This window comes from Pedococcus ginsenosidimutans (assembly GCF_039544395.1).
GTDB lineage: Bacteria > Actinomycetota > Actinomycetes > Actinomycetales > Dermatophilaceae > Pedococcus > Pedococcus ginsenosidimutans.
This window is the reverse complement of sequence record NZ_BAABLO010000004.1, coordinates 792,853-816,659: the sequence shown is the minus strand read 5'-3', so window position 1 is coordinate 816,659 and position 23,807 is coordinate 792,853. Positions and strand designations below refer to the sequence as shown.

At 72.0% G+C, this 23,807-nt stretch carries 24 protein-coding genes; 12 read left to right on the top strand and 12 right to left on the bottom strand.

The genetic code is table 11. From position 1 onward, the window contains the following. Nucleotides 1-345, top strand: coding sequence for a Sec-independent protein translocase family protein (locus ABEA42_RS08625; RefSeq protein ID WP_345502517.1), 345 nt, complete (start codon nucleotides 1-3; stop codon nucleotides 343-345). Between the two features lie 27 nt (nucleotides 346-372). Here ABEA42_RS08625 and ABEA42_RS08620 read toward each other — a convergent pair whose 3' ends face one another. The 4 genes from ABEA42_RS08620 to ABEA42_RS08605 are packed head-to-tail and all read right to left on the bottom strand — an operon-like array spanning nucleotide 373 to nucleotide 4,003. Next, nucleotides 373-1,518 (bottom strand): Mrp/NBP35 family ATP-binding protein, encoded by a 1,146-nt coding sequence (locus tag ABEA42_RS08620; protein ID WP_345502516.1) that lies wholly within the window; start codon nucleotides 1,516-1,518, stop codon nucleotides 373-375. A gap of 9 nt (nucleotides 1,519-1,527) precedes the next feature. After that, nucleotides 1,528-2,100: a DUF1003 domain-containing protein gene (locus tag ABEA42_RS08615; RefSeq protein WP_345502515.1), complete on the bottom strand. Its 573-nt coding sequence runs from the start codon at nucleotides 2,098-2,100 to the stop codon at nucleotides 1,528-1,530. Beyond that, entirely contained in the window at nucleotides 2,093-3,370 is a 1,278-nt protein-coding gene (locus tag ABEA42_RS08610) for a magnesium transporter MgtE N-terminal domain-containing protein (protein WP_345502513.1), read from the bottom strand. The genes ABEA42_RS08615 and ABEA42_RS08610 overlap by 8 nt, the downstream gene beginning before the upstream one ends. Nucleotides 3,371-3,391: 21 nt before the next feature. Beyond that, nucleotides 3,392-4,003 carry a hypothetical protein gene (locus ABEA42_RS08605; protein WP_345502511.1) on the bottom strand — a complete coding sequence of 204 codons (612 nt, stop codon included), beginning with the start codon at nucleotides 4,001-4,003 and terminating at the stop codon, nucleotides 3,392-3,394. 51 nt (nucleotides 4,004-4,054) lie between these two features. Between ABEA42_RS08605 and ABEA42_RS08600 the strand changes: the two genes are divergently transcribed. The 3 genes from ABEA42_RS08600 (at nucleotide 4,055) to ABEA42_RS08590 (ending at nucleotide 7,237) form a co-directional block, all read left to right on the top strand. Next, the gene (locus ABEA42_RS08600; protein ID WP_345502509.1) at nucleotides 4,055-5,146 is read left to right on the top strand and encodes an HpcH/HpaI aldolase/citrate lyase family protein; all 1,092 of its coding nucleotides are present in this window, start codon (nucleotides 4,055-4,057) and stop codon (nucleotides 5,144-5,146) included. Then, nucleotides 5,146-6,045 carry an HpcH/HpaI aldolase/citrate lyase family protein gene (locus ABEA42_RS08595; protein ID WP_345502627.1) on the top strand — a complete coding sequence of 300 codons (900 nt, stop codon included), beginning with the start codon at nucleotides 5,146-5,148 and terminating at the stop codon, nucleotides 6,043-6,045. The genes ABEA42_RS08600 and ABEA42_RS08595 overlap by 1 nt, the downstream gene beginning before the upstream one ends. A 259-nt stretch (nucleotides 6,046-6,304) precedes the next feature. Further along, nucleotides 6,305-7,237: a L,D-transpeptidase family protein gene (locus ABEA42_RS08590; RefSeq protein WP_345502508.1), complete on the top strand. Its 933-nt coding sequence runs from the start codon at nucleotides 6,305-6,307 to the stop codon at nucleotides 7,235-7,237. Between the two features lie 44 nt (nucleotides 7,238-7,281). Here the strand turns inward: ABEA42_RS08590 and ABEA42_RS08585 are convergent, their stop codons facing one another. Then, a complete protein-coding gene (locus tag ABEA42_RS08585; RefSeq protein WP_345502507.1) occupies nucleotides 7,282-8,070 on the bottom strand; it encodes an alpha/beta hydrolase in 789 nt (262 codons plus the stop codon). 19 nt (nucleotides 8,071-8,089) lie between these two features. Beyond that, nucleotides 8,090-8,929 carry a serine protein kinase RIO gene (locus tag ABEA42_RS08580; RefSeq protein WP_345502506.1) on the bottom strand — a complete coding sequence of 280 codons (840 nt, stop codon included), beginning with the start codon at nucleotides 8,927-8,929 and terminating at the stop codon, nucleotides 8,090-8,092. A gap of 263 nt (nucleotides 8,930-9,192) precedes the next feature. On the opposite strand from ABEA42_RS08580, the gene ABEA42_RS08575 reads away from it, so the two are divergent. Together ABEA42_RS08575 and ABEA42_RS08570 are read left to right on the top strand one after the other, a co-directional pair. Further along, nucleotides 9,193-10,404, top strand: coding sequence for an acyl-CoA dehydrogenase family protein (locus ABEA42_RS08575; RefSeq protein WP_345502505.1), 1,212 nt, complete (start codon nucleotides 9,193-9,195; stop codon nucleotides 10,402-10,404). 73 nt (nucleotides 10,405-10,477) lie between these two features. Next, a complete protein-coding gene (locus tag ABEA42_RS08570) occupies nucleotides 10,478-11,083 on the top strand; it encodes a YflT domain-containing protein (protein ID WP_345502503.1) in 606 nt (201 codons plus the stop codon). Between the two features lie 126 nt (nucleotides 11,084-11,209). On the opposite strand, the gene ABEA42_RS08565 is transcribed toward ABEA42_RS08570, so the two are convergent. The 5 genes from ABEA42_RS08565 to ABEA42_RS08545 form a co-directional block, all read right to left on the bottom strand. After that, the gene (locus ABEA42_RS08565) at nucleotides 11,210-12,703 is read right to left on the bottom strand and encodes an aminopeptidase P family protein (RefSeq protein WP_345502502.1); all 1,494 of its coding nucleotides are present in this window, start codon (nucleotides 12,701-12,703) and stop codon (nucleotides 11,210-11,212) included. A 107-nt stretch (nucleotides 12,704-12,810) separates the two neighbouring features. Beyond that, nucleotides 12,811-13,812, bottom strand: coding sequence for a DNA topoisomerase IB (locus tag ABEA42_RS08560; protein ID WP_345502501.1), 1,002 nt, complete (start codon nucleotides 13,810-13,812; stop codon nucleotides 12,811-12,813). Nucleotides 13,813-13,864: 52 nt separating this feature from the next. Beyond that, nucleotides 13,865-15,580 (bottom strand): glycerol-3-phosphate dehydrogenase/oxidase, encoded by a 1,716-nt coding sequence (locus ABEA42_RS08555; RefSeq protein WP_345502500.1) that lies wholly within the window; start codon nucleotides 15,578-15,580, stop codon nucleotides 13,865-13,867. After that, nucleotides 15,577-17,106, bottom strand: coding sequence for a glycerol kinase GlpK (gene glpK, locus ABEA42_RS08550; protein ID WP_345502499.1), 1,530 nt, complete (start codon nucleotides 17,104-17,106; stop codon nucleotides 15,577-15,579). The genes ABEA42_RS08555 and glpK overlap by 4 nt, the downstream gene beginning before the upstream one ends. 78 nt (nucleotides 17,107-17,184) lie before the next feature. After that, entirely contained in the window at nucleotides 17,185-17,703 is a 519-nt protein-coding gene (locus ABEA42_RS08545; RefSeq protein WP_345502498.1) for a MaoC family dehydratase, read from the bottom strand. A gap of 209 nt (nucleotides 17,704-17,912) precedes the next feature. Between ABEA42_RS08545 and ABEA42_RS08540 the strand changes: the two genes are divergently transcribed. From ABEA42_RS08540 to ABEA42_RS08525, 4 genes are all read left to right on the top strand, one after another. Beyond that, nucleotides 17,913-18,287 (top strand): YciI family protein, encoded by a 375-nt coding sequence (locus ABEA42_RS08540; protein ID WP_345502496.1) that lies wholly within the window; start codon nucleotides 17,913-17,915, stop codon nucleotides 18,285-18,287. Nucleotides 18,288-18,351: 64 nt separating this feature from the next. Next, a complete protein-coding gene (locus ABEA42_RS08535; protein ID WP_345502494.1) occupies nucleotides 18,352-19,203 on the top strand; it encodes a PHP domain-containing protein in 852 nt (283 codons plus the stop codon). Continuing rightward, nucleotides 19,200-19,817: a MarC family protein gene (locus ABEA42_RS08530; RefSeq protein WP_345502493.1), complete on the top strand. Its 618-nt coding sequence runs from the start codon at nucleotides 19,200-19,202 to the stop codon at nucleotides 19,815-19,817. The genes ABEA42_RS08535 and ABEA42_RS08530 overlap by 4 nt, the downstream gene beginning before the upstream one ends. Nucleotides 19,818-19,827: 10 nt before the next feature. Then, a complete protein-coding gene (locus ABEA42_RS08525) occupies nucleotides 19,828-20,742 on the top strand; it encodes a RecB family exonuclease (RefSeq protein ID WP_345502492.1) in 915 nt (304 codons plus the stop codon). On the opposite strand, the gene ABEA42_RS08520 is transcribed toward ABEA42_RS08525, so the two are convergent. Continuing rightward, nucleotides 20,726-21,637: a hypothetical protein gene (locus ABEA42_RS08520; protein WP_345502491.1), complete on the bottom strand. Its 912-nt coding sequence runs from the start codon at nucleotides 21,635-21,637 to the stop codon at nucleotides 20,726-20,728. The two genes, ABEA42_RS08525 and ABEA42_RS08520, sit on opposite strands and share 17 nt — an antisense overlap. Nucleotides 21,638-21,901: 264 nt before the next feature. Here ABEA42_RS08520 and ABEA42_RS08515 point away from each other — a divergent pair, with 264 nt between their 5' ends. Both ABEA42_RS08515 and ABEA42_RS08510 read left to right on the top strand, forming a co-directional pair. After that, nucleotides 21,902-22,651 carry a ParA family protein gene (locus tag ABEA42_RS08515; protein ID WP_345502489.1) on the top strand — a complete coding sequence of 250 codons (750 nt, stop codon included), beginning with the start codon at nucleotides 21,902-21,904 and terminating at the stop codon, nucleotides 22,649-22,651. Between the two features lie 75 nt (nucleotides 22,652-22,726). Continuing rightward, entirely contained in the window at nucleotides 22,727-23,779 is a 1,053-nt protein-coding gene (locus tag ABEA42_RS08510; RefSeq protein ID WP_345502488.1) for an NAD(P)-dependent alcohol dehydrogenase, read from the top strand. Nucleotides 23,780-23,807 lie beyond the last annotated feature (28 nt).

Genomic DNA, 23,807 nt, shown 5'->3' with positions numbered 1-23,807 from the left:
GTGCTTGACGTCAACGGGTGGGAGTTCGTCGCCCTGATCGTGCTCGCCGTGGTCATCCTCGGTCCCGAGCGCCTGCCCGAGTACGCCGCGAAGCTCGGCCGGTTCGTCCGGCAGGCGCGCGACATGGCCGAGGGCGCCAAGGGGCAGCTGCGCGAGCAGATGGGCCCCGAGTTCGACGACATCAACTGGAAGCAGTACGACCCGCGGCAGTACGACCCGCGCCGGATCGTGCGCGAGGCGCTGTTCGACCCGCCCCCGGACGCCGAGGACGTCGGGGTGCCCACCCCGGCCGTGGTGTCGCACGACCCGACGCTGGCGACGCCGTACGACGAGGACGCGACCTAGCCGGGGACGGCCCCGGGGCGGCCTGCCTCAGCGGCCGACGGGCGAGAGGCCGAGCGACCGCCCGGCGAGCCCGCGCGAGCGGGTGGCGAGCCCTCGCGCGATACCGCGCAGCGCGACGCCCGCAGCGGAGTCGGGGTTGCGGAGCACGACGGGCAGGCCCTCGTCGGCGCCCTCGCGCAGGTTGGTGTCGAGCGGGATCTGGCCGAGCAGCGGGACGTCGGCGCCGACCGCACGGGTGAGCGACTCGGCCACGCGCTGGCCGCCGCCGGAGCCGAAGATCTCCTGGCGCGAGCCGTCCGGGAGCTCCAGCCAGGACATGTTCTCGATGACGCCGACGATGCGCTGGTGCGTCTGCAGGGCGATCGACCCGGCCCGCTCGGCGACCTCGGCGGCAGCCTGCTGGGGGGTGGTGACCACGAGGATCTCCGCGTTGGGGATCAGCTGGGCGACGGAGATCGCGATGTCGCCGGTGCCCGGCGGCAGGTCGAGCAGCAGCACGTCGAGGTCGCCCCAGAAGACGTCGCCGAGGAACTGCTGGAGCGCCCGGTGGAGCATCGGACCGCGCCACACGACGGGCTGGTTGCCGGGCACGAACATCCCGATCGAGATGACCTTCACGTCGTGGCTCACCGGCGGCAGGATCATGTCGTCGACCTGGGTGGGGCGGTGCTCGACCCCGAGCATGCGCGGGACCGAGAAGCCGTAGACGTCGGCGTCCACCACGCCGACCCGCAGCCCCGACGCGGCGAGCGACGCCGCGAGGTTGACGGTGACCGAGGACTTGCCGACGCCGCCCTTGCCGGACGCCACGGCGTACACGCGGGTGAGGCTCCCGGGCTTGGCGAAGGGGATCTCGCGCTCGGCGGTGCCGCCGCGCAGCTGGGTGCGCAGGGCGGTGCGCTGCTCGTCGCTCATGACGCCGAGGGTGACCTTGACGCCGTTGACGCCGGGCACCGCGGCCAGTGCCCTGGTGGTGTCCTTGGTCAGGGTCTCCTTCATCGGGCAGCCGGACACGGTGAGCAGGATCGTCACGGCCACCAGGCCGGCCTCGTCGACCGTGCAGCTCTCGACCATGCCGAGCTCGGTGACCGGCTTGCGGATCTCCGGGTCGATGACCGTCGCCAGGGCTTGGTGGAGGGCCTCGTCGGTCACTGGGGCTGCGGGGTGGGACATGCCCCCATGCTAGGTCGCCGGCCGGTCCCTCGAAGAACCGGTGCCGCTCGCAGGGCTGTCGTCCTCGTCACTGCGCTGCCGCACCTCGAGGCCGCGGTCCTCCATCTCCTCGAGCAGGCTGCGCAGCTCGGACCGGACGAAGTCGCGGGTGGCGGTGTCGCGCATGGCCAGTCGCAGCGCGGCGACCTCCCGGGTGAGGAACTCGGTGTCGGCGAGGTTGCGCTCGTCGCGGGCGCGGTCCTGCTCCAGGGCGACGCGGTCGCGGTCGGCCTGGCGGTTCTGGGCGAGCAGGATCAGGGGCGCGGCGTACGACGCCTGCAGGCTGAGCATGAGGGTGAGGAAGATGAACGCGTACGGGTCCCAGCGCAGGTCCGGCGGGCCGAAGGCGTTCCAGCCGATCCACAGGACCACGAACGCCGTCATGTAGATGAGGAAGCGCGGGGTGCCCATGAAGCGGGCGAAGCGCTCGCTCCACACCCCGAAGGTCTCCTGGTTGACCGTCGGGCGGGGGATCAGGGCGCGTCGGGTCTCGCGCGGCTGGTCGAGCCGTGCGCCACCGCGGCCGGGACGCTGGTCAGCCACGGGTCACCTCGTGCCGCTCCTCGCGCCAGTCGTCGGGGAGGATGTGGTCGAGCACGTCGTCGACGGTGACCGCGCCCACGAGCCGGCCGTCGCCGTCGACGACCGGGACGCCGACGAGGTTGTAGGTGGCGAGCATGCGGGTCACCTGCCCGAGGGGCGCGTCGGCGGTCAGCGGCTCGATCTCCTTGTCGAGGATGCCGCCGATGGCGCCGTGCGGGGGCTCGCGCAGGAGCCGCTGGATGTGGACCATGCCGAGGTAGGTGCCGGTCGGCGTCTCGTGCGGTGCGCGGCAGACGTAGATCGTCGCAGCCAGCGCGGGGGAGAGCTCGACCCGGCGGACGACGGCCAGGGCCTCCGCGATGGAGGCCTCGGGGCCGAGGATGACCGGCTCGGTGGTCATCATGCCGCCCGCCGACTCCTCGTCGTAGGTGAGCAGGCGGCGCAGGTCAGCCGCCTCGTCGGGCTCCATGAGCTGGAGCAGCTCCTCCTGCTTCTCGGCCGTGAGGTTGTGCAGGAGGTCGGTGGCGTCGTCGGGCTCCATGGCCTCGAGGACGTCGGCGGCGCGCTCGACGGGCAGGGAGTCGAGGATCTCGACCTGGTCGTCCTCGGGCAGCTCCTCCAGGACGTCGGCCAGCTTGTCGTCGTCCATCGCCTCCGCGACCTCGGCCCGGCGCTTGGGCGACAGGTCGTGGATGACGTCGGCGAGGTCGGCGGACTTGAGGTCGTCGTAGGTCTCGAGCAGCATCGCCGCCGACTGCCCGCCGGAGGACTGGTGGATGCCGCTGACGTCCTCCACGGGGACGAGCACCGTGGCCCCGCGGCGCCGGCGGAACGGTCCGAGGGAACCACGGCCGTGACCGCCCTGGCGGACGAACACCTTGGAGATCGACCAGTCGCGACTGCGCTCCTGCTCGATGGCGACGTCCTCGACGGTCGCGGCGTACGGACCCTCGGGGTCGGCGACGGTGACCGGGCGCTCGAGGATCTCGGCCATGACCAGGACCTCGTTGGTGCGCTGCTCGAAGCGGCGCATGTTGACCAGGCCGGTGGTGATGACCTGCCCGCCGTCGACGGAGGTGACCCGCGTCATCGGGACGAAGACGCGCCGCCGCCCGGGCACCTCGACCACGAGGCCGATCACGCGGGGGCGCCGTCGCGAGGCGCCGAACGTCACCACGACGTCGCGCACGCGACCGACCTGGTCACCGAGCGGGTCGAACACGCTCAGGCTGGTCAGGCGGCCGACGAAGACACGCGACGGAGTGCTCACCCCGCAAGGCTATCCGGCTGGTCAGCCGCCGTCCGGGAGGTGGCTGCCGCGACGGCGGCGGGGCCTCCCGCGCCAGTGCCAGGGGCGCCAGCTGGTGGTCGTCGCGTCCGAGGCGGGTACGGGTGCGGCTCCCGACCCGGTGCCGTACGAACCGGGGGCCTCGAGCGGCGCCCCGAAGGGGGTGATGGCGCGCACCGTGCACTCGCGCGACCAGCGGCTGACGAGGTCGTCGGTGGCGTTGAGCCGTCCCGCCCTCAGCGCGTCGGTGGCCGCGGCCCACTGCTCGTCCTGCGGCCCCACCTCGCGGACACTGGCCCGCACGGTGAGGAGCCGGCCGCCGGTGTCCTTGCTGCGCAGGACGAGCTCGACCTCCTGGGGGAGCCAGGGCAGGGACTGCTCGCCGGGACCGGAGACGACGTAGACCGTGTCGTCGGCCCAGGCGTGCCAGAACGGCCAGGCGCGGTCGCCGGGAGGCTGCACCCACATCAGCCCGGACTTCGAGGCCGCCTCCGCGAAGAGCGCCGTGACGTTGACGGGGGCGACGGCCCCGACCGGGCTGTCGACGGCACCGACCGGCGCGGCGGCGACCTCGGCTGGCGTGGTGCCGGGCCCCTCGCTGGCGGTGTCGGTCACACGTGAACTGTGTCATAACCGCCCCGCCTGCGTCGCTGCTAGCGTCGCCGCGTGCGCAGCCCCAAGGACTTCTTCAGACCGCTGGCCGTGGGCGCCCCCGCCCCCCTCACGCAGGTGCCGGCGCGGCCCTCCCGGGTGATCCACTTCTTCGACCCGGGCAACGAGAAGATGGCGGCCAAGGTGCCGGGCATGGTGGGCACGGTCGACGTCCTGCTCGGCAACCTCGAGGACGCCGTCAAGGCCGACCGCAAGGTGGCGGCGCGCGAGGGGCTCGTGTCGATCGCGAAGGCCACCGACTTCGGCGACTCGACCCAGCTGTGGACCCGCGTCAACAGCCTCGACAGCCCCTGGGTGCTCGACGACCTCACGACGCTCGTCACCGAGATCGGCGACAAGCTCGACGTCGTCATGGTGCCCAAGGTGCAGGGCCCCGAGGACATCCACTACGTCGACCGCCTGCTGGCCCAGCTCGAGGCGCGCGCGGGCCTGACCCGCCCGATCCTCGTGCACGCCATCCTCGAGACGGCCCGGGGCGTCGCCAACGTCGAGGAGATCGCCGGTGCCAGCCCGCGCATGCAGGGCATCTCCCTGGGCCCGGCAGACCTCGCGGCCGACCGGCGGATGAAGACCACGCGTGTGGGTGGCGGCCACCCTGGATACCTCGTGCGGCAGGACCCGCCGGCCGGCGTCGAGGACGCCGTGCATGCCTCGCGGGCGACCTACCAGCAGGACCTGTGGCACTACACGATCGCCCGCATGGTCGACTCCTGTGCGATGCACGGGATCTTCCCGTACTACGGCCCGTTCGGGGACATCGCCGACGTCGTCGCCTGCGAGGACCAGTTCCGCAACGCCTTCCTGCTCGGGTGCGTCGGCACGTGGTCGCTGCACCCCGTCCAGGTCGAGATCGCCAAGCGGGTGTTCAGCCCCTCCGCGGAGGACGTCGCGCACGCCCGTCGGGTCGTCGAGGCCATGGGTGACGGCACCGGCGCCGTGATGCTCGACGGCAAGATGGAGGACGACGCCTCCCTCAAGCAGTGCCTGGTCATGCTCGAGCTCGCCGAGCGGCTGGCGGCGCTGGACCCCGCGCTCGCCCAGGCGTATGCCGCCGAGCCGGCCCACCCCGCAGGTGGAGGCGCGTGATGGTCGACCTCCACGGCTCGGGTGAGCAGGCGGCATACCGTCCGCGGCGTTCCGTCCTCTACATGCCGGCCTCCAACCAACGCGCGCTCGAGAAGGCCAAGTCGCTCCCGGTCGACGGGTTGATCCTGGACCTCGAGGACGCCGTGGCCCCCGACGCGAAGCAGCAGGCGCGTGAAAATGCTTGTGCTGCAGCGCGATCCGGCGACTACGGCCGACGTGAGGTGACCATCAGGATCAACGGCAGCGGCACGCAGTGGCACGACGACGACCTCCGGGCCGCCTGTGCAGCAGGCCCTGACGCAGTCGTGGTGCCGAAGGTCGAGTCCGCCGACGAGGTCCGCCGCCTCGTCGCCGCGATGGAGGCGGCCGGGGCGCCCGCGCACACCGCGCTCTGGGCCATGGTCGAGACCCCAAGGGCGATGCTGCACTGCGAGGAGATCGCGGGCGCCTCCGACCGCCTGACCGTCCTGGTCATGGGCACCAACGACCTGGCCAAGGAGCTGCGCGTCGAGCACGTCCCCGGCCGGCAGCCGCTGCTCACCGGCCTGGGGCTCTGCCTGCTCGCAGCCCGGGCCACGGGCAAGACCATCCTCGACGGCGTCTACAACGACGTGCGTGACGCCGAAGGGTTCGCGGACGAGTGCCGCCAGGGTCGCCAGCTCGGCTTCGACGGCAAGACGCTCGTGCACCCGGGCCAGGTCGAGGCCTGCAACGAGGTCTTCGCGCCGAGCGCCGAGGCCGTCGAGGCCGCCCGTGGCCTGCTCGACGCCTGGGAAGCCGGTGCCGGGGCGGGGGTCGTGGTGCACGACGGAAGGATGGTCGAGGCACTGCACGTCGACATCGCCCAGCGCGTCCTGGCCGTCCACGAGGCGATCGCTCGGGTCGCCTCCGACAGTTGAGGAATCAACTCCGAACTCGAGGCAACCTTTCCCGTCCCCGCCGCGTCTGGGTGGTTGCGGTCGCCCTCGGGGGGAGGGCGGCCGCACCATGTCCAGGGGGTGTTGGGCTGCGGTCCGAGGGGGGCTGGGCCGCGCTCGACTTGGTCTCGGGTCGGCAACGACGCGGGTTTCGCGACAACCAGTTTGCGTGCTGGTGCGTCACCATGAGTGAGGTTCCGTACGGGCGGGGGTTCCCGCGTGCGCTGACGAGAGGGACACCATGCACCAGAAGCGGCTTCGCTCGACCACCGTCCTCGTGGCGGGGGCGCTCGCGGTGGCCACCGCGCTGTCGGGGTGCGGGGGGCTGTCCCTCGGCGGGAGCAACGGGTCCAGCACCGCGGCGGTGAGTGCGCCGTCGAGCACGGCGCCCTCCGCCCCCACCAGCGAGGCGCCGTCGGCGACGGTCCCCGCGCCGAGCACCACCACCGGCACCACGCCCACGGCGCCCCCCTCGTCGACCAGCACGTCGTCCACACCGGCGCCCAGCACCTCCAAGCCGACGCCCAAGCCGAGCCCGTCGACGCCCACGACCCCGAAGCCCAAGCCGACCCCGGTCGAGGGCGACACCCTGCACGTCGGGGACTCCGGTCCCTACGTCCGCTCGGTGCAGCAGCGGCTCACCGACCTCGGCTACTGGAACGGCACCCCCGACGGCCAGTACGGCGGCCTGACGTCCCAGGCGGTCATGGCCCTGCAGAAGGCGGCGGGGCTCGGGCGCGACGGCGTCTTCGGGCCCTCGACCCGCGCGGCGCTCAAGGCCGGCGTGCGACCGGTGTCGCGCATCGGCGGCACGGGCATCGAGGTGGACAAGGCCCGGCAGCTGCTCCTGGTGGTCCGGGGCGGTGCGGTCACGATGATCCTCAACACGAGCACCGGTAGCGGCCAGCCCTACGAGAGCAAGGGCATCCAGTACACCGCCACGACCCCGGCCGGGAGCTACACCGTCTTCCGCTCGGTCGACCACCTCGACAAGGGACCGCTCGGCGACCTGTGGCGACCGCGCTACTTCAACGGTGGCATCGCGGTCCACGGGGCGGCGTCCGTGCCCGGGTACCCCGCGTCCCACGGCTGCGCGCGCGTCACCAACGCGGCCATGGACATGATCTGGGCCACCGACACCATGCCCATCGGCAGCCGCGTCGTCGTCTACTGACGCAGGACCCGCCGAGGCCTGCTGGCGCAGGGCCCGGGCGAGGTCTACTGGCGCAGGGTCCGTGCGACCCACTCGAGCTGGGCCTTGCCGTGGTCCCGCCAGTAGGTCCCGGTGTGGCCGCCCTCGTCGAAGGTGAGCTGCGCCGAGGGCAGGGCCTTGGCGAAGGCCCGGTTGCCGGGGACGAAGGGGTCCGACCGCCCGCAGTCGAGGCGCACAGGGATGCGCGAGAGCACGTCGGTGCGCTCGAAGACGTCGTGCGCCACGAAGTCCTCACGGTCGTCGAAGGCGCCGGAGGCGCTGAGACCGGCATCGGTCCACAGCGCGGCGCTCTCGGCGACGACGGCGCCCACCTGGTCCGGGCCGAGCTGTGAGGCGAGGAGAAGCGACCCGTACCCACCCATGGACCACCCGAGGAACGCGATCTTTCCCGTGTAGCCGGTGAGCCGGCGCAGCATCGGCAGGAGGTCGTCGACGACCATGGCGCCGGTGTCCACGCCGGACCGGCGAGCGTGCCAGTAGTAGTCGCCGCCGTCGACCGAGGCGACGGCCAGGCCGGTGGCCTGGACGTGGTCGTCGAGGTGGACGATGCGGAAGGCGTGGCTCGCGTCGCCGCCCTTGCCGTGCAGCACGACGACCAGCGGGTGCTGGTCGTCGTGCCCGCCGGACGGCACGGCGAGCTGCCAGTGCACGTCACGGCCCGGCCAGTGGCGGCTGGTCAGCGTGCCGGAGCGCCGGGTCGGGCCCGGAGCGCCGCACGACGCCAGGGCGAGGGCGCCGCTCGTGGCGGCACCCATGGCCCCGAGCAGGACCCCCCGCCGGCTGACCGTCCCCATGCGGGGAGCCTAGCCGCCGCTACCAGCGTGAGGTGGCCTCTGCGACGAGGTCGCCGAGCAGCTCGCCCTCATCGACGTGCAGCCCGCGCGTGGTGAACCAGCGACACATGTTCGCCACGTCGCGCTCGAGGAACTCGAAGCCACGGGGGTTGCCGATGACGTCCACGATCTGCGGCCAGTCGATGATGACCAGCCGCTCGCCGTCGAGCAGGACGTTGTAGGGCGACAGGTCGCCGTGCGTCCAGCCCTGCCGGGCCAGGGTGACCATGGCGGAGCGGAGCTGCTCGAAGAGGTCGGCCAGCAGGTCTGCCGGTGGCCGGGCCTGGGCGAGCCGCGGGGCGGCGACCCCCTCGGACCCGACGAGCTCCATGAGCATCTCGCGGTCGCTCAGCTGCACGGGGTAGGGGACCGGCAGCCCGAGCTCCCACAGCGTGCCGAGGGCTGCGAACTCGGCCGCGGCCCACTGCCCGGACAACAGCTCGCGCCCGAACTCGGTGCGGCGAGCCATGGCGCGCATCTCGCGGCTGCGGCGGACCCGTCGTCCCTCCTGGTACCCCGCGTCGCGGTGGAAGAGGCGGTGCTCACCGGTGCGGTAGCGCTTGGCCGCGAGGTAGCTGTCGAGTGCCGGCTCGGTGGTGCCGTCGGGCACCCAGCGGCGCACGACGTGGACGTCCGCCTCCTTGCCGGTCTTGAGCACGCCGAGGTCGGACTCGACCGCGCGCAGGGCGGTGATGACCCAGTCGGGTCGGGGTTTCGGACCGTGCGTGGCACCGTCCCAGCTCGACCAGCGCTCGCCCTCGGGCGGCGCGTCAGGAAGGCTGTCGAACGAGAACTCGGTGTTCTCCTGTGAAGCGTGCAACGGAAGACTCCATCGTGGAAGGGGTGTGGGCGCGAGGGCAGCCCAGGACCGTCATGGACATCTCGCCCCTCCAATCCCCTTCATCGGGAGTCGTGCCGCGGCCGGTGCCGTCGGCGTGCACGGCCATGGTGGCAGCCGGGACGTGAGCCCCGCCACCGAGTTTTCTCCGCGCCGCAGCGCCACCGGTCTTCCGGCCGGCGGGTGGGCAGGCTCACACGCCCGGCCGGTACCCACCGCACAGGCCACTCGGCATACTCGCCAGCATGTCCCGACTCCAGACGACCGACGGCCTCACCGACGAGCAGATCGAGCTGGTCAAGCTCGTGCGCGAGTTCGTCGACGAGCAGATCATCCCGGTGGCCCAGGAGCTCGAGCACGCCGACGAGTACCCGGAGAAGATCGTCGAGGGCATGAAGGAGATGGGGATCTTCGGGCTGATGATCCCCGAGGAGTACGGCGGCCTGGGGGAGTCGCTGCTGACCTACGCCCTGGTGGTCGAGGAGATCGCACGCGGCTGGATGTCGGTCAGCGGCATCATCAACACCCACTTCATCGTCGCCTACATGCTGCTCCAGCACGGCACCGAGGAGCAGAAGCAGCGCTACCTGCCGAGGATGGCCACGGGCGAGGTCCGCGGTGCGTTCTCGATGAGCGAGCCGGGGCTCGGGTCGGACGTCGCGGCCATCAAGACCAAGGCGGTCAGGGGTGCGGGCGAGGGCGCGGACACCGAGTGGACGCTGACCGGCCAGAAGATGTGGCTGACCAACGGCGGCAGCGCGAACCTCGTTGCGGTGCTGGTGAAGACGGACACCGGTGCCGGCTCGGTGTACAAGAACATGACGACGTTCCTCGTGGAGAAGGAGCCCGGGTTCGGCGAGACCGCCCAGGGCGTCACCATCCCCGGGAAGATCGAGAAGATGGGCTACAAGGGCGTCGACACGACCGAGCTCGTCCTCGACGGCCACCGCACGACGTCGGCCCAGATCCTCGGTGGCGAGCCGGGCAAGGGCTTCTACCAGATGATGGACGGCGTCGAGGTGGGCCGCGTCAACGTCGCCGCGCGCGCGTGCGGCGTCTCGATGCGGGCCTTCGAGCTCGGCATCAGCTACGCCCAGCAGCGTGAGACGTTCGGCAAGAAGATCGCCGAGCACCAGGGCATCCTCTTCCGCCTCGCCGACATGGCGACCAAGGTCGAGGCGAGCCACCAGATGATGGTCAAGGCGGCCCGCCTCAAGGACGCCGGGCAGCGCAACGACCTCGAGGCCGGCATGGCCAAGTACCTCGCCGCGGAGAACTGCGCCGACGTGGTCGAGCAGTCGTTCCGCATCCACGGCGGGTACGGCTACTCCAAGGAGTACGAGATCGAGCGCCTCTACCGCGAGGCGCCCATGCTGCTCATCGGCGAGGGCACCGCCGAGATCCAGAAGATGATCATCGGCCGCCGGCTGCTCGAGGACTTCGCCCTCAAGAAGTGAGGCTCCCGGGGCCCGGCCCCGTTCTCGCGGAGGGGTGCAGCGCGTTCCCAGCCCGTTAGGACACACTGGTGGCATGAGCACCCAGCCGAACGCCCTGAGCCGCTCCCGCGCCGTCCTCGCGCTCGAGTACCCGATGTCGCTGGGGCGCTACGACACCTACGACAAGGCGCAGTTCGCGGTCGACTACCTGTCCGACCACGAGTTCCCGGTCCAGAACGTCCTCATCGTCGGCACCGACCTCAAGCAGCTCGAGCGCGTCACCGGGCGGCTCACCCGTGGCCGCGCTGCCGTGGGCGGTCTGGTCTCCGGTGCCTGGCTCGGGCTCTTCGTCGGCCTGATCTTCTCCCTCTTCGACACCTCCAGCGGCGCAGGCATCACGAGCATCCTGGCGACCGTCGCGTTCGGTGCGCTCTTCGGCCTGGTGTGGAGCATGCTCGGCTACCAGCTGACCCGCGGCCCCCGCGACTTCACCTCCGTCACGCAGGTGGTCGCCACGCAGTACGAGGTCCTCGTCGAGCACAAGTTCGCCGCCCAGGCGCGTGAGCTGCTCGCGCAGATGGACCCGATGGCCGCTGCCCAGGCGCAGGCACAGGCGCAGGTCGACGCCGCCCGCCGCGCCCAGGCCGAGCGCGAGCAGGCCCAGCACGGGCAGTCGGGCCCGCAGCCGCCCACCGCCTGACGGGCACCTCTGCGGCCCGGCCCTGCCACCGGGCCGTGCCACCCCGGAGTCCTTGAGCGGTTGACCCGGTCAGGACCGGGTCAACCGCTCAAAGACTCACTCGAGGGGAGGGGTGCGCACCCGACCTCAGCGGGACTGGACCTCGCGGATCCACGCCTCGACGTCGGCGGACGTGCGGGGCATGCCGGCCGACAGGTTCTCGTGGCCGTCGGCGGTCACGAGCACGTCGTCCTCGATGCGCACGCCGATGCCCCGGAAGCGCTCGGGCGCCTTGAGGTCGTCGGACTTGAAGTACAGCCCCGGCTCGACCGTCAGGACCATGCCGGGCTGCAGCTCGGCGTCCATGTACTCCTCACGGGTGGCCAGCGCGCAGTCGTGGACGTCGAGGCCGAGGTGGTGGCTCGTGCCGTGCACCATCCAGCGGCGGTGGTACTGCCCGTGCTCCTTGTCGAGCGTGCCCTCGACGTCGACGCCCTCGGGCAGCAGCCCCCAGGCGTGCAGGTGCTCGGCGATCACGCGGATCGCGGCGGCGTGCACGTCGGAGAACTTGTTGCCCGGCTTCACCGCTGCGAGGCCGGCCTCCTGCGCGGCGTACACGGCGTCGTAGACCTCGCGCTGGGCGTCGGTGAACGTGCCGCTGGCAGGCAGCGTGCGGGTGACGTCCGCGGTGAAGAGGGAGTCGACCTCGACACCGGCGTCGAGCAGCACCAGGTCGCCCTCACGGATCTCGCCGGTGTTCTTGATCCAGTGCAGCGTGGTGGCGTGGTCTCCCGCGGCGCAGATGGAGTCGTAGCCGACCCCGTTGCCCTCGTGGCGGGCGGTGAGGCCGAAGACGCCCTCGACCCAGCGCTCGCCGCGTCCCTTGGCCACTGCCTCGGGCAGGTCCGCGATGACCGCCTCGAACCCGTGGTGGGTCGCCTCGACCGCCTTGCGCATCTCCTGCACCTCCCACTCGTCCTTGGTCATCCGCAGGTGGGACAGGAAGTGGGCGAGCTCGTCGTCGGTCTCGGCGAGGGCGTCGTGGTCGGTGTTCTCCGAGGTGCGCGCCTCGTCGAGCTGCCGCGTCAGGTCGCGGTCGGCGTCGCGGACCAGGCGCACCGTCACCTCGCCGGAGTCCTTGGCCACCGCGTCGGCGAACTCGTCGATGTGGCGGGCCGTCACCCCGAGCTCGGTCTCGACGTCCTCGAGGGTGGGACGGGCGCCGACCCAGAACTCGCCGTAGCGGGCATCGGCGAAGAACTCGTCGCTGTCGCGGCCGGCGAGCGGGCGGAAGTAGAGGACGGCCTCGTGGGTGCCGTCGTCCCGCGGCTCCAGGACGAGGACGGCGTCGGGCTCGCGGTCGCCGCCCAGCCCGGTGAGGTGCACGAAGGCGGTGTGCGGGCGGAAGACGTAGTCGGTGTCGTTGCTGCGCACCTTGAGCCCACCGGCGGGCACGACCAGGCGGTCTCCCTCGAAGGCCTTGCTCACCGCGGCGCGGCGCTCGGCGGCGTACCGTGCGGCCTCGCTGAGCCCGCTCGGGCCCGGCGGGCGGGGCGCCCAGTCCTCGGCGACGAACGCCCTGAACTCGTCGGTCGTCGGGCGGGCGCGGTTCTCCGGCTTCTTCTGCTCTTCGCTGCTCACCCCCGCATCGTGCCACGGCCAGCCGGCGCTCGGCAGGCACCGGGTCGGCCGGCGGTCGGGTGGCAGCGGGTCGGCCGGCGGTCGGCCGGCGGCGGGGGCAGCCCGGGTCAGCTGGGGGACAGCAGGGCGAGCACGGCCTTCTCGATCGCCGCCTGGCGGCGCTCGGGGCTGCGGAACCTGCCCGGGTCGACGTCGATGGTGGTGCCCGACTCGTAGCGGTCGAGGACGCGGGGGTCGATGTAGGAGTTCTTGGCGATGGTGGGGGTGTTGCCGAGGTAGCTGGCCACCTCGTCGACGGCCGCCTTGATGGCCCGTCGCCGGGACGCCTTCGTGTCGCCGGGCTCCCCGCTCGAGCGCAGCGCGACGGCCGCGAGCACCGTCGCGTGCCAGGTGCGGAAGTCCTTGGCCGTCATCTCGCCGCCGAGCAGCTCGCGCAGGTAGGCGTTCACGGCGGTGGCGTCGAGGTCGGACCACCTCCGCTCCTCCTGGTAGGCGAGCAGCCGCTTGCTGGCCGACCGTCGCTTGCGCAGGCGGTCGAGCGCCTCCATCGCTGCGGTGTCGTCGATCTCGATGCAGTGCTCGATGCCTGACTTGCCGATGAAGCAGAAGACGATCACGTCACCCTTGCGGGTGACGTGCTGGCGCTCCAGCGTGGTCAGGCCGAACGACCCGTTGTCCTCGGTGTAGGCGTCGCTGCCGATGCGGAAGTAGCCGAGGTCGAGCAGGCGGACAGCGACGGCAGCGGCCCGGCCGCGCGGCATCCCCTCCAGCGCGAGGTCCTTCAGGACCTGCTTGCGCGCGGCGGGCAGCCGGGTGGCGGCACCGAGCACCCGGTCGAACTTCGCCGCGTCGCGCTTCAGCCGCCAGTCGGGGTGGTAGAGGTACTGGCGCCGCCCGGCGACGTCGCTGCCCACGGCCTGGATGTGGCCGTTGGGGGCGGGACAGATCCAGACGTTCTCCCAGGCCGGGGGGATGGCGAGGGACCGGATGCGCTCGACGTCCTCGGCGGGCAGGCGGACGCCGTCGGCGTCGAGGTAGACGAAGCCCTTGCCCGCACGACGGCGGGTCCAGCCGCGGGTGGCAGGGGAGACGGTGCGCAAGCGGGCCATGACGGGACCCTAAGGGAAAACCGCAGGTCAGGCCCCTCGAGCGGCGGCTGCCTCAGATGGTGCTGTCCGGGCCGCTGCGGCGGGCCTCGTCGGCCGAGGCGTCGTCGGGCATCGTCTGGCTGACCCGCTCGGCCTCGACGCGCCCGAGGTAGATCGCGATCTCGTCCGCGGTCCGCTGCTCGTCCCAGCCGAGGACGGGGGCCACCAGCGCGGCCGCGTGCGGCGCGGCGGAGACCCCGCGGTCCCAGGCCTCGATGGAGATCCGGGTCCGCCGCGTGAGGACGTCGGTGAGGTGCAGCGCGCCCTCGTGCGAGGCGGCGTACACGACCTCCGCCCGCAGGTGGTCCTCGGCGCCCTCGAGGGGCTCGCCGAGCTCGGGCCGCTCGGCCACGAGGTCGAGGACCTCCTGGGCCAGCACGCCGTAGCGGCGCAGCAGGTGCTCCACCCGGGCGACGTGCAGCCCGGCGTCCTTGGCGAGGGTGTGCCGCTGGTTCCAGACCGCGGCGTAGCCGACGGCGCCGACGAGCGGCACGGTGTCGGTCGTGGACTCGGGCACCCGTCGCGCGATCGCCTGCACCGCCTCGTCGACGGCGTCCTTGGCCATGACCCGGTACGTCGTGTACTTGCCGCCGGCCACGACGACCAGGCCCGGGGCGCTGTGGGCGACGACGTGCTCGCGCGAGAGCTTGCTCGTCGACTCGGACTCGCCGGCGAGCAGGGGCCGCAGTCCGGCGTAGACCCCCTCGACGTCCTCGTGCGTCAGCGGGGTCTGCAGGACGCGGTTGACGTGGTCGAGGACGTAGTCGATGTCGGTGCGGGTGGCGGCCGGGTGCGCCTTGTCGAGCGCCCAGTCGGTGTCGGTGGTGCCGATGATCCAGTGGCGGCCCCACGGGATGACGAACAGGACCGACTTCTCCGTGCGCAGGATGAGGCCGGTCGAGGAGTGGATGCGGTCGCGGGGGACGACGAGGTGGATGCCCTTGGACGCCCGGACGTGGAACTGCCCGCGCTCGCCGACCATGGCCTGCGTGTCGTCGGTCCACACCCCGGTGGCGTTGACGATCTGGCGGGCGTTGACCTCGAACTCCTCGTCGGTGAGCTTGTCTACGGCGCGGATCCCGGTGACGCGCTCGCCCTGGCGCAGGAAGCCGATGGCGGCGACGCGGTTGGCGACGTGGGCGCCGTAGTGGGCGGCGGTGCGCGCCAGCTCCATGGTGTGCCGGGCGTCGTCGACCTGGGCGTCGTAGTACTGGACCGCCCCGGTGAGCGCGTCGCTGCGCAGGCTGGGCATGAGCCGCAGCGCCTGGCGCCGCGTCAGGTGGCGGTGGTGGGGGAGGCCGGCGCCGCCCGTCGAGGTCATCGCCATGGTGTCGTAGAGCGCGATGCCCGAGCCGACGTAGGCGCGCTCCCACACGTGGTGGCTCAGCGGGTACAGGAACGGCACGGGGCGCACGAGGTGGGGAGCCAGGCGCGTCAGCAGCAGGCCGCGCTCGTGCAGCGCCTCCTTGACCAGGGCGAAGTCGAGCATCTCGAGGTAGCGCAGGCCGCCGTGGATGAGCTTGCTCGAGCGCGAGGACGTGCCGCTGGCGAAGTCCCGCTGCTCGATCAGGCCGGTCGACAGGCCACGGGTCACGGCGTCCAGGGCCGTGCCGCTTCCGACGACGCCGCCGCCGATGACCAGGAGCTCGAGCTCCTCGCCGGACTTCAGTGCCTCGATGGCCTGCTGCCTCGCCTGCGGCGACAGCCCGGTGGCGGATGCGGTCGTCATGCCTGCTCCTCGTCGACGTCCACCCAGTCCAGGGTGCGTTCCACGGCCTTGCGCCACCCGGCGTACCCGTCGGCGCGCTGCTGGTCGCTCCACTGTGGTGACCAGCGCTCCGACTCCTGCCAGTTGGCGCGCAGCTCCTGCGTGTCCTTCCAGAAGCCGGTGGCCAGACCAGCAGCGTAGGCCGCGCCGAGCGCGGTGGTCTCGGCGACCACCGGGCGTGAGACGGGAACCCCGAGGATGTCGGCCTGGAGCTGCATGCAGAGGCTGTTGGAGGTGACGCCGCCGTCGACCTTGAGCACCTCGAGCTCGACCCCCGAGTCGGCGGTCATGGCGTCGGCGACGTCGCGGCTCTGGTAGCAGATGGCCTCCAGCGTGGCCCTGGCCAGGTGCGCGCCGGTGTTGAACCGGCTCATGCCGACGATCGCGCCGCGTGCGTCCGGGCGCCAGTAGGGGGCGAACAGGCCCGAGAACGCGGGCACGAAGTACATGCCGCCCGTGTCGTCGACGGAGCGGGCCAGGGGCTCCACGTCGCCGGCGCCGGAGATGATGCCGAGCTGGTCGCGCAGCCACTGCACCGCCGAACCCGTGACGGCGATCGAGCCCTCGAGCGCGTAGACGGGCTTCGCGTCGCCGAGCTGGTAGGCGACCGTCGTGAGCAGGCCCGACTTGCTGCGGACGATCTCCTCGCCGGTGTTGAGGAGCATGAAGTTGCCCGTGCCGTAGGTGTTCTTGGCCTCGCCTGGGCTGAAGCAGACCTGCCCGACCGTGGCGGCGTGCTGGTCGCCGAGGTCGCCCGCCAGCGCCACCTCGCCGCCGAGCGGACCACCCGGGCGGGTCGTGCCGTACAGCGCCGGGTCGGAGCTCGGGCGGATCTCGGGGAGCATCGAGCGCGGGATGTCGAAGAAGGACAGCAGCTCGTCGTCCCAGTCCAGGGTGCGCAGGTCCATGAGCATGGTGCGGCTGGCGTTGGTGACGTCGGTGACGTGCACACCGCCGTCCGTGCCGCCGGTCAGGTTCCACAGCAGCCAGGTGTCGATCGTGCCGAAGACCGCGTCGCCCTTCTCGGCGGCGGCGCGGGCACCGTCGACGTTCTCGAGGATCCACTGGACCTTGCCGGCGGCGAAGTAGGCCGCCGGCGGGATGCCGGCGCGCTCGCGGATGACCTCGCCACGCCCGGACTGCTCCAGTGCCCGCGCGATCCGGTCGGTGCGGGTGTCCTGCCAGACGATGGCGTTGTGCAGCGGGCGGCCGGTCCTGCGGTTCCACACCACCGTGGTCTCGCGCTGGTTGGTGATGCCCAGGGCGGCCAGGTCGGTGGGCTGCAGGTCGAGGCGCGCCAGCGTGGAGGCGATCACGGTCTGGGTGCGTTCCCAGATCTCCAGCGGGCTGTGCTCGACCCAGCCCGCCCGGGGCAGGATCTGCTCGTGCTCGAGCTGTCGTCGGCCGACCTCGGCGCCGTCATGGTCGAACACCATGAAGCGCGTGCTCGTCGTGCCCTGGTCAACCGCTCCGACGAAATCGGCCATGCCCCGACCCTAGTGGCGCCGACAAGACCCCCACCGGGGCGTCCCTGCGGGCAGGCTGCGACGTCGTACCCGGTCGGGTCAGTCCTTGGGGGCGGGCTCGACCAGCTCGGGGCGGCCGGGCTGCTCCCCACCACGGGCCGTGAGGTAGCTCTCCTTGGGGACCATCACCTTGCGGCGGAACACGCAAACCAGCGTGCCGTCCTGGTTGTAGCCCTTGGTCTCGACGTGGACCACCCCGCGGTCGTCCTTGGAGGTGGACTCCCACTTGTCGAGCACCTCGGTCTGGCCGTAGATCGTGTCGCCGTGGAACGTCGGGGCGACGTGGCGCAGCGACTCGACCTCGAGGTTGGCGATGGCCTTGCCCGAGACGTCGGGGACGGACATGCCGAGCAGCAGCGAGTAGATGTAGTTGCCCACCACCACGTTCTTGCCGAACTGCGTCGTGTTCTCCGCGTAGTTGGCGTCGAGGTGCAGGGGGTGGTGGTTCATGGTCAGGAGGCAGAACAGGTGGTCGTCGTACTCGGTCACCGTCTTGCCGGGCCAGTGCTTGTAGACCGCACCGACCTCGAACTCCTCGTAGCTGCGTCCGAACTGCATGGGAGCCATCCTGCCGACGCGGGGCGGGGGGCGACACCGGGACGGGCGTGCGTTGCCTCACAACTGAACGCCCCGTCAGCGCTGACTGGTGGGGGACAGGTGTCCCCGACGAGATGTCGGCGGCGAAATGTCGAGGATGCCCGGCCTCGACCGTCAGGGTGGTGTCAGGGCCGTGACGGCCACCAGCACCAAGGACAGGGAAGCACTTCATGAAGTACGTCATCCTCATCCACTCCAACCCCCAGCCGTGGGGACACCCCACCAGCGACTTCCTCGCCGAGCACCAGGCCCTGTCGGCCGCCGAGCGCGAGGAGCGCAACGCCGACTTCGAGTCGGTGATGCAGGACCTGTCCGAGCGCGGTGAGCTCGTGGGCGGACAGGCGCTCGGCGACCCGCGGGACGCCCGCCTGTTCCGCTGGGAGGGCGGTCGGCGCAAGGTGACCGACGGCCCGTACGCCGAGACGGTCGAGCACTTCGCCGGGTTCTTCCTCGTCGACGTCGCCGACCAGGCGCGCGCAGAGGAAGTCGCGGCGAAGTTCTCCGGGCCCGGCGAGACCGTGGAGCTGCGCCCGGTCGCCGACTGAGCGGCGGGCCGGAGCGCGGCACCGGCTGGCCGGACCGGCCCGCCGGTGCCCCTACCCTTGGTCCGTGCCCATCGACCTCCACACCCACTCCTCGGCGAGTGACGGCACCCAGCTGCCGGCGGACGTCGTGCGGTCGGCCGCCGAGGCCGGCCTGGACGTGGTGGCGCTCACCGACCACGACACGTATGCCGGGTGGCCGGCTGCCGAGGCCGCCGCCCTCGAGGTCGGTGTCGACCTCGTGCGCGGGGTGGAGATCTCCTGCACCCACCGCGGGATCAGCGTGCACCTGCTGGCCTACCTGGTGGACCCCGACGACGCCGGCCTGCGCGACGAGCTCGTGCGGGCGAGGGAGTCGCGGGAGACCCGGGTCTCCCGCATGGTGGCCGCGATGGCGGCCGACGGCATACCGGTCACCCTCGACCAGGTCCATGCGCTCGCGGGCGAGGGCGCCACGCTGGGCCGGCCGCACATCGCCGACGCCCTGGTCCAGAGCGGCTACGTCGGCACCCGCGACGAGGCGTTCGCGCAGGTGCTGGGCAACGGCAGCCCCTACTACGCCTCCCACTATGCGCCGGACGCCGTCCGGGCCGTCGAGCTCGTCAGGGCAGCCGGCGGCGTGCCGGTCATGGCCCACCCGTTCGCCAACGCCCGTGGCTGGACCGTCGCCGACGAGGTCGTCGCGGAGATGGCCGAGGCCGGTCTGGCGGGCCTCGAGGCGGACCACCGCGACCACTCGTCGCGGGAGCGGGCCCACGCCCACGCGCTCGCCGCGCGGCTGGGGATGTTCATCACCGGGTCCAGCGACTACCACGGCACCGGCAAGCAGAACCGGCTCGGGGAGAACACCACCGACCCGCAGGTGCTGCAGCAGATCGAGGACGAGGCGACGAGCGGGGTGCAGGTGGTCCGCGCGTGAGCAGCATCATCGACCTGCAGGTCTTCGGCTCGGTGTTCGTCACCCTGCTCGTCATCATGGACCCGCCCGGCGCGCTGCCGATCTTCCTGGCCCTCACCGGCACGCTCACGCAGAAGCAGAAGATCGCGGCCGCCCGTCGCGCGTCGCTGGTGGCCCTCGGGGTCATCGTGCTCTTCGCGGTCTTCGGCCAGCAGATCCTCACCTACCTGCACATCTCGTTGCCGGCCCTGCAGGGAGCGGGTGGCCTGCTCCTGCTGCTCGTGGCCCTGCAGCTGCTCACCGGCTCCGAGCAGGAGCAGCACGCCGACGCGGGGGTCAACGTCGCCCTGGTGCCGCTGGGCACCCCGCTGCTGGCCGGTCCGGGCGCGATCGTGGCGACCATGCTCCAGGTCCAGCGGGCCGACCACCCCAGCCAGTACGTCGCGGTGGCGCTCGGGTTGGTGGCCACGATGTTCGTCGTCTGGCTGTTCTTCCGGTTCGCCGGCCAGGTCCACCGCGTGCTCAAGGACAGCGGCACCGTCCTCATCACCCGCATCGCCGGGCTGCTGCTGTCGGCCATCGCGGTGCAGATGGTGGCCGACAGCGTCCACGCCTTTGTCCGTGCCAGCGCCTAACCTGCCCGGTATGGAGCAGGGGAGCCCCGCGGGGTCGACGACGCTGCGCCCGGGCGGGTTCGTGCAGGAGGCCTTCGGGGGCATGCCACAGAGGCTGTTCCGCGCGAGCCCGAGCCGCCTGCTCGCGTGGGTGGACTGCCCGCGGCGCTACCGCATGCAGTACCTCGACCGGCCCTCCCCGCCCCCGCGACCCCAGCGGGCACACACGTCGGTGGGTACGGCCGTCCACAACGCCCTGCGCGACTGGTGGGACCTGCCCGTGGCCGGGCGCACACCCGACGCCGGCGCGGAGCTGGTGCGCACGTCCTGGATCGAGGCCGGGTTCCGCGACAGCGAGCAGTCGGCGCTGTGGCGAGGGCGAGCCCAGCGCCAGGTGACCGGCTACCTCGCCGACGTCGACCCGGGCGAGCAGCCGCTCGGCATCGAGCGCACGGTGTCGCTCAAGACCGAGGTGCTGGCGCTCCAGGGGCGCATCGACCGGCTCGACGACCGGGGCAGCGAGCTCGCGGTCGTCGACTACAAGACCAGTCGCTGGGAGCCCACCGACGACGACGCCCGGACCTCGCTGCCGTTGGCCCTCTACGCGGCGGCGGCGTGGAAGATGTTCCGCAGGCGGTGCGTGCGGGTCGAGCTGCACCACCTGCCCAGCGGCACGGTCGCTGCGCACGAGCACACCGGCGACTCCCTCAAGCGCAAGATCGCCGAGGCCGAGTCCATCGCCCGCGACGCCCGCCGGGCCGAGGACGACTACGCCGAGCGCGGGGTCGAGTCCGAGCGGTTCCCCGCGTCGGTCGGGCCGCTCTGCCAGTGGTGCGACTTCCGGGCGCACTGCCCGGAAGGCCAGGCGTTCGGGCCGGAGAAGTCCGGCTGGGCGGCCCTCGAGGACGTGCCCGGTCGGTCCGACGGGGTCAGAAGCTCCACCTGATCCCGACGCGCCCAGGGCCCACGCGGTGCACGACGTGCTGGACGCTCGTCGAGCCGGCGAGGTCGACCAGCGACGAGACGGTCCGGCCGTCGATGACGGTGTAGGTCTCGACGCTGACGGGCAGCCTGTCCGGGTCGAACCGCACCCACACCATGAGCTCGGTGACCCGGTGCAGCAGGAAGTACTCCACCGCGTCGTCAGGGGCCGCGTCGGCGGGCAGCGTGACCCGGTGCTCGGCGGCGCCCGTCGCGTCGATCCGCAGCGGCCGCTCGAGCAGGATCTCCGCGGCGAAGACACCCTCCCGCGCGTGGGTCACCCGGCGACCGATGCGGCAGCCGCTCACCGCCTCGAACTCGGCCACCGCCCCGGTCGGCTCCGAGACCGACAGCAGGGCGGGGATGCGCTGGGCGCCGTCGCGGGTGGCGCGGACGACGTTGCGGATGGTGCGCACACGCTGGACGCCTCGGGCGTCGACGTCGATCGTGTCGTGCACGGTCACGTCGACGAGCTCGTGGTGGACGCCGAAGCCGAGCTCCTCGAGGGCGCGCTGCCCGAGCGGGATCTCGTCAGGCAGCGGGGCGGCGGTGGGCAGGCCGCGGGTGGGCCCGGGGCGGCGCGGCGGACCCAGCCTGCTGACGAGGTGGCCGCGGGGCACGCCGAGGATCTCCTCGAGGTGGGCCACCGCCTCCAGGGAGGCGGACCGCTGGGGCTGGCTGCGACCCGACTGCCAGTAGCTGAGCGTCGCGATGCTCACGGACGAGCCGCGCTCCTCCAGCCGGCGCCGCAGGGACTCCAGGCTGCGCCCGCTGCGCCGGACGGCAGTGCGCAGCGCATCGGGGAACGACACGTCCAGACGCGTGCCGCCCTCCCGGCCACCGTGTTGCGGCACTGCCACCAGCCAAGCCCCTGTCTTCCGGGCAGGTGTGCCGCCCGAGCTCCTCACCGTGCTCTGACCACACACGATAAGGGTTCGGCCACCGTCCCGCCGCGCCGATGCCCACTTCTCGTGCTCCCGGCCGGTGCCTGCCGGCCGTCCCGCGGCGGCGGTTCGGGCGCCGTACGGGCACCTGACAGACTGGCCCCCGACACCACACCCGCCCTCGCACGAAAGGCCCCCGCGTTGGCCAGAGCTCGCACCAGACCAGCGGTCATCGTGTCCGTGGCCAACCAGAAGGGTGGTGTGGCCAAGACGACCTCGGTCGCCTCCCTCGGGGCCGCGTTCGCCGAGCAGGGCAAGCGCGTGCTGCTCGTCGACCTCGACGCCCAGGCCTGCCTGACGTTCAGCCTCGGGGTCGACCCCGACGAGGTCGAGTCGTCGGTCAACGAGGTCCTGCTCGGCAAGGCCACCGTCGCTGACGTGCGGGTGACCTGCGAGGACGGCGTCGACCTGGTGCCGAGCGTCATCGACCTCGCCGGGGCCGAGGCGCAGCTCCTGCCGCGCCCGGGCCGCGAGTACGTGCTGCGCACCGCCCTGGAGGAGGTGCGGGCCGAGTACGACGTCATCCTGCTCGACTGCTCGCCCAGCCTCGGGGTGCTCACCCTCAACGCCCTCACCGCCAGCCAGGGGCTGGTCATCCCCATGCCGTGCGAGATGCTCAGCCACCGCGGTGTCGGGCAGCTCCTCGACACCGTGACGGACGTCCAGCGCATCCTCAACAAGGACCTGGCCGTCCTCGGCATACTGCCCACGCTCTTCGACGGCCGCAGCAACCATGCCCAGGAGGTGCTCGCCGACGTGGGCGAGCGCTACGGGCTGCCCGTGCTCGAACCCCCGATCCCCAAGACCGTGCGGTTCGCCGAGGCCCCGGCGGTCGGGCGCTCCATCCTCGCCACCTCACGCAACTCCAAGGGGGCCAAGGCCTACCGCGACGTGGCCGCCGGGCTGGCGAAGAAGCTCGCGAAGCTCTGACGGTCGGCGGAATACGTCGTCGGGCAGGGGACTTGTCACTTGACGGTGACTGACCCCTACCCCCCGAGGAGAACCATGTCCCGCACTGCAGCACTGGCCATGCCGTCCGCTGACGGCCGCTTCGAGACCACGACCGTCGAGCGGCGAGACCTGCGCGCCGACGACGTGCGCATCGACATCAAGTTCGCCGGCATCTGCCACAGCGACATCCACACCGTGCGCGGCGAGTGGGGTGAGACCTCCTACCCGCTGACCCCCGGGCACGAGATCGCCGGCGTGGTGAGCGAGGTCGGCCCCGAGGTGACGAAGTTCAAGGTCGGTGACCGCGTCGGTGTCGGCTGCATGGTCGACTCCTGCGGCGAGTGCGCCCAGTGCAAGGCCGGGCACGAGAACTTCTGCGAGAAGAAGACCGTCTTCACCTACGGCGACACCGACGTCGACGGCACCATCACCCAGGGTGGCTACAGCCAGCAGGTCGTGGTGACCGACCGCTTCGTCGTCCGGATCCCCGACGGCCTCGACCTGGACAAGGCCGCGCCCCTGCTCTGCGCCGGCATCACGCTCTACACGCCGCTCAAGCGCTGGCTCGACCACGCCGGCCCGGACGCCAAGGTCGCCATCGTCGGCATGGGCGGACTCGGCCACATGGGCGTGAAGATCGCCGCTGCCATGGGCGCGGACGTCACGGTGCTGAGCCAGGGCCTGTCCAAGGAGGAGGACGGCCGACGCTTCGGTGCCCGCGACTACCGCGCGACCAGCGACGCCAAGACCTTCGAGGAGCTCGCCGGCTCGTTCGACGTCATCATCTCGACGATCAGCGCGGACCTCGACCTGCCGCAGTACCTCTCGCTGCTCAAGCCGTTCGGCACGTTCGTCACGGTCGGGCTCCCGCCGAGCCCGCAGAAGCTGCCGTTCGGTGCGCTCATCAACGGTGACAAGACGGTGGCCGGGTCCAACATCGGTGGGATCGCCCTCACCCAGGAGATGCTCGACTTCTGCGCCGAGCACGACATCGCCGCCGAGATCGAGACGATCGGCGCCGACCGGGTCGACGAGGCCTACGACCGCGTCGTGAAGTCGGACGTGCGCTACCGGTTCGTCATCGACACGGCGACCATCGGCGCCTGACACCGTCGCGGTGCCGGGCTCCGGCACC